We start from the raw sequence: 12806 nt of genomic DNA, 5'->3' as shown, positions 1-12806 counted from the left end.
CCCGCTGCCGCGGGGCGGGGTCACGGCCGGTCGTCCGGCAGGTCCCGGACGCAGTCGGCGATCGCGGCGAGCAGGTCGACGACGGGTTCGTCCTCACGGACGGCAGCCCGCACCCCGGTGTCCTCCGCGCCCCGGCCCGCGGTCAGTTCGGCCAGTCGGCGGGTGTGCAGTGCGTCGATGTGGAGCCACATCTCGTCGACGGCGTCGGCCAGGCCGGCCACCGCGGCCCGGCGATGGGCGGCGTCCGGTGCATCGAACGCGGCCGCGGCGTGTGCGGCGTACACGGGCAGGGCGGGGATCCTGGCCGTGGCGGGTACGGGGTGAGCGGCCAGGGCGGCGAGGTGGGCGGTGAGGGCGTACAGGGTCCGGATGACGGCCTCCGCACGGTCGGTGGCAGCGCGGTCCGTGCCGGGTTCGTGCCGGCTGTGCTCCGCTGCCGCGTGTGCCTCGTCGAGCGCCCGCTCCGCTGCGGCCCGGGCGGCGTCCGGGCGGGCCTGCGGATGGGGGCCGGGGTGGATGCGGTCGCGCAGCACCGCGTTCACGTAGACCGCGATGGCCGCGCCGGCGGCCGCCGTCCGGGCGCCCAGCCGGCCCTGCTCCCAGGTGGGCCACAGCAGGTAGCCGCCCAGGAGGGCGGCGGCGCTGCCCAGCAGCGTCATGGCGACGCGGGCCAGGGCGGCATGCCAGTCCCCCGGGTCGGACACGTCGCCGATGAGGAGGATCAACGGCGTACCGAAGATCACCCAGAAGGCGTAGTTGACGGGTCGCAGGGTGAAGCCGAGGGTGATGACGGCGAACAGCAGTGCCGCGATGACGGCGGGGTCGTGGACACCTGCGATGGCCAGGGCGGCGCCGGTGCCGCCGATGACGTTGCCGATGATGCGCTGGGCGGCGCGTTCGAGGGTGTCCGCGTAGCGGGGGCGCAGGATGCGTACGACGGCGAGGGTGGCCCATTCCCCGTGGGGCAGGCCGAGGGCCCAGACGAGGGTGAAGACCGCCGAGGTGACGGCAGTTGCGCGCAGGGCGTGGCGGTGGCCGGTGGAGCCGGGCCGCAGGGCGGCGCGCAGGCGGGCCCGGTCGAACGAAGGCCGCGGCCCGGGCGCGGGGCGGGCCCGGGCGCCCGGGTCGGCGGGCAGACCTGCGGCCAGGTCGTGGGCGAGGTCGGCTTGCGCGGCAAGGCGGGTGAGAAGGCGGCGCTGCCTTCCGGCCCGGGACAGCACCGCGTACGGGACCTCCCCGGCGGGCCCGCGGGCCCGCAGGAGGTCGTCGGCTGCGCTGAGGCGGCCCAGGGCGTGGTGCGGATCCGGCCCGTCCGGCTTGCGGCGGGGACGGCGGGCGAGCCGGTCCGCCACGTCGGCGACCCGCTCGGCGAGCGCGGCGGCGGTCCCGGTGAAGGCCGCCGCGGTCTCCGGGGCCGGCGCACCCGCGGTGGTGAGGGCCGCGGTGAGGTCGGCGAGGGCTGCGGCCCGTTCCACCAGGGGGTCGAGGAGTACGGCCAGGTGTTCGTCGCCGCCCGGGCCGCGCAGCGACTGCACGGCGTTCCGGGCGCGGGTGACGGCGGCGGTGGTCCGGGCGTGTTCCTCGGGGGTGCCGGGTGCACCGGCGGCGATCGCGGCGAGCCGGCGGCCGGTTTCCCGGTAGGGCTCGGCGAGGACAGTCAGGACCCCGCGCAGCCGGGGTGCCGGGGTGAGGACGCCGCTGGCGGCGGCGTACCAGAGGCCGCCGCCGAGGACGAGGCCGGCCGTGCCCCAGATGTCGGTGCTGCCGGCGGAGACGCTTCCGGCGCCGCTCAGCAGCGCGGTGGCGGGCATGGTGCCCAGCCGGCCCACGGCAGGGTGCACCGGATCGCCGAGCGAGGCGAGGTAGACCAGGACGGCGAGGACGGCGAGGGCGAGCGGGAAGACATCGGCGACGAGTTCGCCGGTCAGGAAGGCGGCGGCGTTCGCGACGGCGGCCACGAGCAGTCCCCGGGTGCGCCGGCCGCGGGGGCCGCCCTTGTTGGTGAACGCCGCCACGTACGCGCCGAGGCAGGCCCAGGCGCCGGAGGCCGGGGCGCCGGCCGCGATGCCGGCCAGCAGCGGGGAGGCCACCGCAATGCCGTTGACGAGCCCGCCGGCGGCGGCGGGCCGCATGCCCGGCGCCGGGCGGAACAGGCGGCGCCAGCCGCCGGCCCCGGTCACGACCGACCGCACCGGCCCGCCGGGGCGGACCGCCGGCAGCGGGCGGGGGCGCCCTGCTCGGTTCGCATCCCCACATCGTGGCACGGCCGCGGCGGCGGGTCAGGGACAGTACTGCCGGTCGAACGCGTCGGTGACCAGATCGGAGGCGCACCCGCGGACGTACCAGTACTCGCGGACGGCGGCAGCGGCCTGTCCGGCGGTCACGCCCGGCGTTCCGAAGTCCTCGTCCGCGCACTGTTGCACGTCGGCCACGCTCACCACGCCGGGGATGCCGGAGTATCCGCCGCCGTAGGCCCGCCGGACGCACCAGTCGGCTGCCGCGACCGCGGCGCTCCACTGCTGCTCCGCTGCGGAAGGGGCGGCCTGCGGCCGGTGCCGCCGCCACGTTCGCCATGTACGCATGGGCATCGCTCCCGGCTCCCGCCCCCGCTGGTTGACGCTCCCATCCTGGGGACGCGGTGCCGGCGCGCCTTCCGCCGAACGGTGGGGCGTGCCGGTGGACCGTGCGCACCGCCGGCCGGTGCCGCGGAACGTCCCCACGCCGTCCGCACACGTGCGTTTAGCGCTCCGTTGGGCCTGTGCCGCCCAGGATGATCCCTCCACCACGGCATGGAAGGAACACTTCGTGGACCGCTCTGACATCCGCCCTCGTACCGTCACGGGTACGGACTCCGAAAGCGACGTACCGCCGCTCTTCTGCCGGGCCCTGCTCGCCGCCGGGGACGGCGGCCGGAGGGTACCCGGCATCGCCGCCCCCTACCCGGCGGAGGTCCCGGACGGGGTGACGGCCCGGTGAACGAGCTGCTCCTCTCCACCGGACTCGGTCTCCTGCTGTCCGTGGTGGGCACCCCGGTCCTGATCCGGATCCTGGCCCGCCGTGGTTACGGGCAGGTCATCCGGGACGACGGGCCACAGAGCCACCAGGGCAAGAAGGGGACGCCCACGATGGGCGGCATCGCCTTCGTGGTGGCCGCGGTCCTCGCGTACGGGCTCACCAAGCTCATCACCGGGACCGGGCCCACCGCTTCCGGGCTGCTGGTCCTCTTCCTCATGACCGGCCTCGGCCTGATCGGTTTCCTGGACGACTACATCAAGATCGCGAAGAAGCGGTCGCTGGGGCTGCGGGCGAAGGCCAAGCTGGTCGGCCAGTGCGCGGTGGCGGTCGTGTTCGCCGTGCTCGCGCTGCAGTTCGCCGACGAGCACGGCGTCACTCCTGCGTCGACGAGCATCTCGTTCGTGCGCGACTTCGGGTGGGAGCTCGGCCCGGTGCTGTTCGTGGTCTGGGCCTACCTGATCATCTCGGGCACCTCGAACGGCGTGAACCTGACCGACGGCCTGGACGGGCTCGCCGCCGGGGCGACGGTGATGGTGCTCGGTGCGTACACGTTCATCGGCATGTGGCAGAGCAACCTGCTGTGCTCGGCCGGGGACATCGCCGGCGGGTGCTACGTCGTGCGCGACCCGTTCGACCTCGCCGTCGTGGCGTCGTCGCTCATGGGTGCGGTCTTCGGGTTCCTGTGGTGGAACACCGCGCCCGCGAAGATCTTCATGGGCGACACGGGGGCGTTCGCGCTGGGCGGCGCGCTGGCCGGTCTGGCGATCCTGTCCCGTACGCAGCTGCTCCTGCCGCTGCTCGGCGCGCTGTTCGTCCTGGTGACGCTCTCCGTGGTCACGCAGGTCGGCTATTTCAAGCTCTCCGGCGGTAAACGCGTCTTCCGCATGGCCCCCATCCAGCACCACTACGAGCTGAAGGGCTGGAGCGAGGGCCTCGTGGTGGTCCGCTTCTGGATCGTGCAGAGCCTGTGCGTCGCGCTGGGCATCGGGGCCGTCTACAGCCTTTGAGCGGGACACGACCCTGCCCGGCCCTGCAGACCTCGGACCCGCACGGCCCTGACGGTCGCCCACCGTGCCCGTCCTCTTGACCGCGGGGCGGTTCCCGTGCAGCGCTCGCGGCGATGCAATGGACCCCCACCTGCACCTCGCACAATCGGGAGAATCAATGACCCCTGCATTCCACCAGTTGCTGATCGCCTCGGTGCAAGACAACGCGTTCCTTCCAGAGATCTACACGCATCAGAGCAATTTCTACAACCTGCTGATCGCACCGACGGGTTCCTCCCGGTGGTACGAATGCGGAGGCGAGAAGATTGCTGCCGCGTGGGCGGACACGGAGGACCCGACACTGGCCGAAGAGCGCGACCTTCTGGAGGTCGCGCTGAACCAGACCTCCTACCGCACCCCCGAGCTTTTCTTCGAACGCCTTTTGGAACTGGAGCTCCAGCTTGCACAGCAGCTCTGGTCGGGCAACGGGGCGCAGTTGTCCGAGGAGGGCAACGAGAACACGCCCCCCAAGCAGGGAAAGAGGAAGGTTCTGCCCAAGCAGGACGGCAAGGGGCCGGGCAGCGGACCGCAGAACCCGGAGCGGAGTGGGGAAAATACCGGCGCCTCCAGCACCCAGAATTCGTCGGATCAGGATCCGAAGCAGTACCGACTGCTCATGGACGCATTGGACAAGATCAACGGTAAGGAGATTTCACCGACGCAGTTCAGGAAGATGGTCGAGGCACTGGAGAAGTTTGGCGACAAGACGTTTACCGTGACGGTCACGAGCGGTGCAGGAGAACTCGAATACTCCGGCGCCGAGGGGAATGTGACTCTCGCCTGAGAAACACCCATCAGAGGAACTGGTTTAAGGAAACAGGATGTCCGAATTCATAGCCGGGGCGATGCAGCCGTTCGCCCAGGGGGGTCAGGCCGCGACATCGCTGGCCTCCCTCGTCCTCCCGACCGCGGGAAACGTCAAGCTGAGGGCCGAGGTCCGCAAGGATGACTTCGGGAGGGGCGCCGTGGTCAGCCGGCACCCCACCCTCAAGGCGACCGATCTCTTCAAGATCAGGTTTACGTACAGCAAGAACCGAAGCGCGTTGGTGACCACGAACGTCTTCGAAGCGATGGGCCGCGCAGCGCAGTTCGCCTACGCCGAGGCAGAGAAGACCTACCACAAGAAGAAGTACTCGGAGGACGACGTCATCCGGGCCGCCGACAAGCACGCCATTGAGCAGAAGTTCGAGCTCAAGACGCGGCTGGTCATTCCGCTCGAACTGACCCTGGACCTCACTCCGTACATACGGATAAATCAGGCCGAATACGAGGAGTACAAGATCCGGCTGGCCGGCGCGAGCCAGCGCGGCGAGGACCTGGCAGCCTACAACGGGCCCACCCTGTCCCATTACCTCGCCATCGGGTCGATCGACCTTCACCTGGGCGCACATGTCAATCTTGAAAACAAGAATGACGAACCTTTCGAGATGTTTGCAGACATCATCCCCGATGACCACACGAAGGACAGGACCGGGCGATACATTCGCGTCATAATCCAGGTACGGGATTTGGGTTTCCGCGGTATCGGAAAGATCGAAGAAAGTTACGATTTCAAGTTCCTGGTCAAGAGCGACTTCACCTGGGAACTGGTGGACGAAGAGCCTCCGTCGAACGCTTCCAACCGCCTGAAGGAAGTCTTCGCGAACAACAAGGCCCAACGGGAAGCGCACTTCAGTTTCGGAGATGACGCCTACTTCCCGAAGGAGGGGTCCCAGGCGGTGCAGGAAGCGCGGAAGAAGAAGGTCGACATGCCGGCCACCGCCAACCGCTTCACGATGGACCCGGACCTCACCGCGGACAACGTCACCCCCGAAATCCTCGACGGCCTCCTCGAACAGGTCTACGTCCTGGCCCTGCACAACGACAAGGACAGCGCCCTGCAGGCGCTCCATGCGATCACACTGAAGAACCTGGTGCCGTATCCCGTGGTGGGCCTGGGGCGACTCCTCAAGTCCAAGGGCCTGAAGAACGTTCCGACCAGCTTCTTCGCCGACGGTGTGACGGCGCTCGAGATCATCACCTGGATCGCACGCAGCGGTACGTCCGACCGCATCGGCAAGGAGGCCCTCGAACTCGCCCTCGTCGTGGGAGGTGCCACAGGCGCGAAGAAGAGCACCGCGAAGAAGGCCGATGAGAGGCTCAGGAAGCTTCTCACGGATGAATTCGGGGACCAGCAGGGAGAGAAGATCCTCTTCATGGTCCAGGAAGCCAACGCGCAGCTCGGCATCATCGTCAACTCCGGCGGGGTCACGCGGCTGGCCGATCTCTTCAAGCTGATCGCGGCAACGTACAAGAAGCAGGGTCCGCCGTCGACGACCAGCCTGAAGCCGGAGACCGTCGACGCAGTGACCATGGGTCAGATCAGCAAGCTGCTGACGAGGAACGACCACGGGGGCGCGTACGGAATCCTTCAGGACTACGTGGCCCGGAGCGGCACGTACACCGAACTCGGCCCGGCCCTCCTTCACCTTGCCCATGCCGCGAAGCTGTTCGACGAGGAGCAGACCGTGCTCGCGACCCGCATCCTCACCGACATCACGTCGCCGGACAAGACACGTGTGCTCGACGGCTTCGGCTACATCGCCATGGTGATGTCACAGCAGAACGCCGACCAGTGACCAGGCGGTCTTGTCGTCGGCGCCGGTGACCTGACGGCACACAAGAGCCGGGCTCCCGCGGGAGCCCGGCTCTTGTGTGGATCGACGTGTAATGGGTGTCAGCGGCCCGCGGGGGTTTCGGCCGGGGTGGGGCCCGCCAGGAGGGCCGCTTCCTCCGGGGTGATGTCCCCGTCGGGGCAGGAGGTCTTCTTCGACGCGCGCAGCCGGCGCTCCAGCCAGGAGGCGAAGGACGTGAGGGCGAAGTTCACCACGATGTAGATGACGGCGATGACGACCAGGGTGGCGATGGTGTTGGCGCCGTAGTTGGCCGGGATGGTCTGGTAGGCGGACAGGAGGTCCTCGACGCCGAGGAGGGCGCCGCCGAGGGCGGTGTCCTTGAGGATCACGACCAGTTGGCTGACGAGGGCGGGCAGCATCAGGCTGACGGCCTGGGGCAGCAGGACGTTGGTCATGGCCTGGCCCTTGCGCATGCCGAGCGCCTTGGCCGCGTCCGACTGTCCGTGCGGCAGCGCGTGGATGCCCGCCCGGACGACTTCCGCGATGACGGCGGCGTTGTACAGGACCAGGCCGGCGACCACCGCGTAGAAGGGACGCAGCTCCGGGCCGATGTCGGTGAACTGCACGAACAGTGCGAAGCCGAAGAGCATCAGCATGAGGACCGGGATGGCGCGGAAGAGCTCGACCACGGCGCCGGCGGGTATCCGGATCCACCGGTGGTCGGAGAGCCGGCCGACGCCCAGCAGCGCACCCAGCGGCAGGGCGATCACGATCGCGAGGGCCGCGGCCTTGAGGGTTTCGGCGAGGCCGGGCAGCAGGAACGTCGTCCAGACCGCCCCGTCGTTGACGAAGGGGCTCCACTTCTCCGCCGCCAGCTGACCCTTGTCGGCCATGGTCGTGAGCACCCAGACGAGGGCGCCGGCGAAGGCGGCGAGGAAGACCACCGTGTAGAGGATGTTGCGGGTCCTGGCCTTGGGGCCGGGGGTGTCGTACAGGACGGAGCTCATCGCTTCACCGCCATTCGCTTGGCCGTCCAGCCCAGCAGCAGGCCGGTCGGGAGGGTGAGGACGGTGAACCCGAAGGCGAACACGGCGAACACCGCGAACAGCGCATCGGCTTCGTTCTCGATCATTTCCTTCATGAGCAGCGAGGCCTCGGCCACGCCGATCGCGGATGCCACCGTGGTGTTCTTGGTGAGTGCGATCAGTACGTTGGCCAGCGGTGCGATGACCGCACGGAACGCCTGCGGCAGCACGACCAGGGTCAGGACCTGGAAGAAGCTCAGGCCCAGCGCCCGGGCGGCCTCGGCCTGCCCCGGCGGCACCGTGTTGATGCCGGAACGCAGCGCCTCGCACACGAAGGTGCCGGTGTAGGCGGCGAAGCCCAGGACCGCGAGACGGAAGCCGGTCTGGTCGAAGGTGCCACCGCCCAGGGTGACCCCGAGGGTCTGTCCCAGGCCCAGGGAGCAGGCGATGATCAGCAGGGTGAGGGGGGTGTTGCGGACCACGTTCACGTACGCGGTGCCGAAGGCACGCATCAGCGGAACGGGACTGACCCGCATGCCGGCCAGCACGGTGCCCCAGACCAGGGACCCGGCCGCCGACCAGAGGGCGAGCTGGACCGTCGTCCAGAAGGCGCCCAGGACGTCGTACTGCGGATTGTGCAGGAAGTCGAACACGTCGTTGCCTTGCGCTCAGCAGGGTGGTGGCGGGGCGCCGCCGACGGCTCCGGGCCGCCTGCGGGCCCCGCCCTGGGCTCAGTTGGCTGCGGTGATCTTGGGGGCGGGTTCGTTGGCGAATCCGGCGGGACCGAAGTTGGCCTGCACCGCCTTGTCCCAGGAGCCGTCGGCGACCATCGCGGTGAGCGCCGCGTCGATCTTCTTCTTGAGGTCCACGTCGCCTTCCTTCAGGCCGATGCCGTACTTCTCGTCGCTGAGCTTCAGGCCGGCGAGCTTGAACTTGCCCTTGTGCTGGGCCTGGGCCGCGTAGCCGGCGAGGATCGCGTCGTCGGTCGTGACGGCGTCGACGGCCTTGTTCTCCAGGCCGGTGAGGCACTCGGAGTAGCCGCCGCGCTGGAGCAGGTCGGCCTTGGGGGCCAGCTTCTCCTTGACGTTCTGCGCCGAGGTCGAGCCGGTCACCGAACAGAGCTTCTTGCCGTTCAGGTCCTCGGGCTTGGTGATGCTCTTGTCGCCGGCACGGACCAGCAGGTCCTGGTGGGCGAGGAAGTAGGGGCCGGCGAAGTCGACTTCCTTCTCGCGCTTGTCGTTGATCGAGTAGGAGGCGACGACGAACTTGACGTCACCGTTCTTGATCATCTGCTCGCGCTGGGCGCTCGGCGCCTTCTTGAACTGGATCTGGCCCGGCATGTATCCGAGCTTCTTGGCGACGTAGCGTGCCACGTCCACGTCGAAGCCGGCGTACGAGCCGTCGGGCTGCTTCAGGCCGACGCCCGGCTGGTCGAACTTGATGCCGATGACGATCTTTCCTTTGCTGCCGCTCGCGGCGGAGCGGGAGGGGGACTCCGTCTCTCCGTCGCTTCCGCAGCCGGTGGCCGTGAGGGCGAGGGCGGCGATGACGAACGTGGCCGAACCGGCCTTCCAAAGCTTCATGGGAATCACTCTCGATACAAGGGGGTGGGGGGTGGGGTGGGGAAAGCCCGCTTCGGAGCGGGTGGTCACAAGGGGGCGCGACCGGTCAGTGCTTGAGGATCTTCGAGAGGAAGTCCTTGGCGCGGTCGCTGCGGGGGTTGCCGAAGAACTCCTCCGGCGTGGCCTCTTCGACGATCCTGCCGTCGGCCATGAAGACGACGCGGTCGGCCGCGGAGCGGGCGAAGCCCATCTCGTGGGTGACGACGACCATGGTCATGCCCTCGCGGGCGAGCTGCTGCATGACCTCCAGCACCTCGTTGATCATCTCGGGGTCCAGCGCCGAGGTCGGCTCGTCGAAGAGCATGACCTTCGGGTCCATCGCCAGCGCCCGGGCGATCGCCACGCGCTGCTGCTGGCCGCCCGACAGCTGGGCCGGGTACTTGTCCGCCTGCGAACCGACGCCCACCCGGTCCAGCAGGTCGCGGGCCTTGCGCTCGGCGGTGGCCTTGTCCGTCCTGCGGACCTTGACCTGGCCGAGGACCACGTTCTCCAGCACCGTCTTGTGCGCGAAGAGGTTGAAGGACTGGAACACCATGCCCACGTCCGACCGCAGCCGGGCGAGTGCCCTGCCTTCGGAGGGCAGCTCCCTGCCGTCGATGGTGATCGTGCCGGAGTCGACGGTCTCCAGCCGGTTGATCGTCCTGCACAACGTCGACTTGCCGGAACCGGACGGGCCGATCACGACCACGACCTCGCCGCGCGCAATGCTCAGGTTCACGTCCTGGAGCACGTGCAGCGCGCCGAAGTGCTTGTTCACGCCACTCAGTTCGACCAGGCCGCCGGTGGCCGGCAGGCTGCCGGGGCCGCCACGGGTGATTGCCACTGCACTCATCGCCTTTGCGCTCCGTCCTTCTCGGGAATCAGGACCCTAAGAGCGCACGGGCAACAAGTCAGCAGAGCTGAGGATAAATTGAGCTTAACGTCCGCGTTTCATCCTCGGGACGATGCCGCGGTGCCGGAAGAACTAGTCCTTCCGTTCATTCCTTTGCCCTTTCGTACCACCCCGGACGGGCAGGATCCGGCGTCAGCGGCCCGGCGGTGCGCGATGAACTGACCGGAGGGGATGGCACGTCCGGCTTCCCCGGCGGAACAATCGGCATCCAGCGAAGGAGACGAAAGGTGTAGGACCATGGAGATGCGTGTCACGTCCTGGATGGGCGACCATTCCATACCGTCGGACGAGATTCCCGACAAGGCATCCGAGGTCCTCGCCTCGGAGTGGCATGCCCTGTTCACGGCCTGGATGCTGACGTACCACCGCCATCGCGAGAAATACATGTACGCCATGACGCTCGTCCAGCAGCGGCGCGTGGACTACATCAGCATCGGGCAGCAGAAGACAGCCGGCGAGATACCGGAGGAGCACGAGCAGAAGGTCCGGGAATTCCTTTCCCTCTACGAGAAGAACGAAAAGCTGCTGACCAAGCTGATCCCGGACTTCGTGAAGGATTTTCAACACGAGATCAAACGCGGCGTGCCGGAGAACCCCGTGGACCGGATCGCCGGCCAGAAACTGGACCGGCAGATCGAGTTCCACCGGAAGAACTGGGACTTCTCCCGCGGCACCGGAGCCCACTACATCGGCGTGGCAGATGCTCTCCTGAAGATCCCGGACAGTGTCATCGACCACGTCCCGGTCGCGAAGAAGCGGTTCGGCGGGCGGAACGAGATGCCGGCGGACGGCATCGACCTGCGGAAGGCCGAGCACAGCCGTTTCCTCCAGTTCAAGGAGACCGCGGCGGGCCTGATGCAGCTGGCGGTCAACCACCTCGCGTCCGTCGACGCCCTGTACCGCACCGGTGACACGCCGATCTGGAAGCTGGATGCCACCGGGCTCCAGGGGCTGGGCGACGTCCATGTGCTCCTGCGCGGCTGGTACGACAGCACCGAGAGCCTGACCACCCGTTTCCTCACCCAGGCACAGACACTGCTCGGGAAGTGCGAGAAGTACCTCCTGAAGATCGCGACACCCCAGCTGGTCAAGGTGCTCGACGAGGTGGCCCCCGTACACGCGGGCGCCGGCATGGCGCTGCGCGGCCTCGCCGGCGCGATCGGGGTGGCGGCCGCCACCGTCAGCCCGATGATCGGGCCGGCCTCCCTGCCCATCGGCTTCCTGGCCACCGGTGTCATGAAGGCCGCGGTCAAGGTCGAAAAGAGCGGCTCCAAGAAGGCCGTCAAGGAGGACCCCCGCCGGCTGGAGTCGACCGTGCTGGGGCGGGTCAAGCCCACGAGCTACATCAAGCAGTTCGTGCAGGGCAGCAAGGGCGCCGCCATGGGCATCGACACGATCGACAAGTGGGCCACGGAATTCGAGGCGTGGAACCTGGCTGCGCAGGGAAGTACGGCCGGCCAGCTCGCCACTCCGATCGCGACCGCCATGGAGGCGGCGGGCGTCCCCCTGGCCGGGATCTCGGGGATGCTCGGGCTGGGGACGCAGGGTGCGATGTACGCCTCGGACAAGACGCTCGTCGACAAGTTCGCCAGCGCGGAGGTCCGTGAGGCCATGTCGGCCGTCGTCCGCAAAGTGATCGCCGAGAAGGGCGTCACGCATCAGGACCTGGTCAAGGAGGCGCAGCGGCTGACGGACCGCCACCACGCCGTGCTGCGCACGTTCGCGAAGAACGACCGGGTGTTCCCGTGGCAGCTGGATGAGGACATCAGGATCAGCCTGTCCACGGCCGGTCTGGTGGCGGGGCGTCCGAAGTTCGTCGCCATGTCCGAGGACAACGCGCGTTTCATCTTCAAGAGCAGCGACGTCAAGCTGGTGGGCGAGATCGCCTACGCGACGCACGTGCACTCGGTCGTCTGGCAGTGCATGGCCGACGGCACCTTCAAGCCCGAACGCGACATCCTGCGGGTCGTCCCCGGCGAGGCCTGGGTGCGCCCGGGCCACGACTGGCCGGCCCTCACCAAGAAGTACCGGGAGTTCATCGGCAGCAAGCCGTCCCTCCTCGCCTTCGTCCACCACGGCCTCAACTGGCGATGGCTGACGGCCTGGGAAGGCTCCACCGTCAACACGGCGCAGGTGCGGTACGGCGATCTGCTGCCCGTCGTGGAGGAGTACATCACGTGCTGGAACGAGAAGCAGAAGGCCCTCACCGAGAAGTACGGGGCCCTCGCCCGGGGCACCCAGTACGAGGCTCCGTCGTGGTACGGATCTCCCGCCGAGCAGGAGCTGCTCTACCAGTCCGACGCGATCGAGATGGCCTCCCCCGGCGACGGCATCCTGCCGGTGTACAAGCCCAAGGACCTCACCAGCAAGCCGCTGCTCCTCCAGGTCGCGCTGCTGAACCGGGCGAACGGCTACACCGACGCCTTCCTCAGGAGCAGCACCACGTGGGACACCTTCGATTTCGACATCGACCTCACCCGTTTCTGAGGAATGGGCACGCCGTACGGCCCGCGCGGCGTGCCCTCTCCCGGCTCCCCCGGCGGGCGGGGCGGAAGGCTCGGGCGGACAATGGGAAGGTTCTCTCCGGAGGG

The 12806-nt window shown here is 68.6% G+C and carries 11 protein-coding genes; 5 read left to right on the top strand and 6 right to left on the bottom strand.

Features of this window, described 5'->3' with window-relative positions; all coding sequences use genetic code 11:
• Positions 1-20: 20 nt before the first annotated feature.
• Positions 21-2180, bottom strand: a complete 2160-nt coding sequence (locus LG634_RS07285) for an FUSC family protein (RefSeq protein ID WP_226732812.1) — start codon at positions 2178-2180, stop codon at positions 21-23.
• 99 nt (positions 2181-2279) lie between these two features.
• A complete protein-coding gene (locus LG634_RS07280) occupies positions 2280-2582 on the bottom strand; it encodes a hypothetical protein (protein WP_226732811.1) in 303 nt (100 codons plus the stop codon).
• 223 nt (positions 2583-2805) lie between these two features.
• Here LG634_RS07280 and LG634_RS07275 point away from each other — a divergent pair, with 223 nt between their 5' ends.
• The 4 genes from LG634_RS07275 to LG634_RS07260 all read left to right on the top strand — a co-directional run bounded on the left by LG634_RS07275 (position 2806) and on the right by LG634_RS07260 (position 6679).
• On the top strand, positions 2806-2976 hold the full coding sequence (locus LG634_RS07275) for a hypothetical protein (protein ID WP_226732810.1): 171 nt from the start codon (positions 2806-2808) through the stop codon (positions 2974-2976).
• Entirely contained in the window at positions 2973-4022 is a 1050-nt protein-coding gene (gene mraY, locus LG634_RS07270) for a phospho-N-acetylmuramoyl-pentapeptide-transferase (RefSeq protein ID WP_226732809.1), read from the top strand. The genes LG634_RS07275 and mraY overlap by 4 nt, the downstream gene beginning before the upstream one ends.
• A 157-nt stretch (positions 4023-4179) precedes the next feature.
• Complete coding sequence (locus LG634_RS07265; RefSeq protein ID WP_226732808.1) at positions 4180-4845, top strand: hypothetical protein; 666 nt, start codon at positions 4180-4182, stop codon at positions 4843-4845.
• Between the two features lie 37 nt (positions 4846-4882).
• Positions 4883-6679 carry a hypothetical protein gene (locus tag LG634_RS07260; RefSeq protein ID WP_226732807.1) on the top strand — a complete coding sequence of 599 codons (1797 nt, stop codon included), beginning with the start codon at positions 4883-4885 and terminating at the stop codon, positions 6677-6679.
• A gap of 98 nt (positions 6680-6777) precedes the next feature.
• Here LG634_RS07260 and LG634_RS07255 read toward each other — a convergent pair whose 3' ends face one another.
• The 4 genes from LG634_RS07255 to LG634_RS07240 all read right to left on the bottom strand — a co-directional run bounded on the left by LG634_RS07255 (position 6778) and on the right by LG634_RS07240 (position 10155).
• Positions 6778-7683: an amino acid ABC transporter permease gene (locus LG634_RS07255; protein ID WP_226732806.1), complete on the bottom strand. Its 906-nt coding sequence runs from the start codon at positions 7681-7683 to the stop codon at positions 6778-6780.
• Entirely contained in the window at positions 7680-8354 is a 675-nt protein-coding gene (locus LG634_RS07250; RefSeq protein WP_226732805.1) for an amino acid ABC transporter permease, read from the bottom strand. Before LG634_RS07250 ends, LG634_RS07255 begins: the two co-directional genes overlap by 4 nt.
• Before the next feature lie 78 nt (positions 8355-8432).
• Positions 8433-9284, bottom strand: coding sequence for a glutamate ABC transporter substrate-binding protein (locus LG634_RS07245; protein ID WP_226732804.1), 852 nt, complete (start codon positions 9282-9284; stop codon positions 8433-8435).
• A gap of 85 nt (positions 9285-9369) precedes the next feature.
• Entirely contained in the window at positions 9370-10155 is a 786-nt protein-coding gene (locus LG634_RS07240; RefSeq protein WP_308072334.1) for an amino acid ABC transporter ATP-binding protein, read from the bottom strand.
• Positions 10156-10452: 297 nt separating this feature from the next.
• Between LG634_RS07240 and LG634_RS07235 the strand changes: the two genes are divergently transcribed.
• A complete protein-coding gene (locus LG634_RS07235) occupies positions 10453-12702 on the top strand; it encodes a hypothetical protein (RefSeq protein ID WP_226732803.1) in 2250 nt (749 codons plus the stop codon).
• The last annotated feature ends 104 nt before the right edge of the window (positions 12703-12806 follow it).

It is taken from the genome of Streptomyces bambusae (assembly GCF_020532645.1).
Classification (GTDB): Bacteria; Actinomycetota; Actinomycetes; order Streptomycetales; family Streptomycetaceae; genus Streptomyces; species Streptomyces bambusae.
The sequence above is the reverse complement of the archived record's forward strand: the minus strand, read 5'-3'. Positions and strand labels throughout refer to the sequence as shown.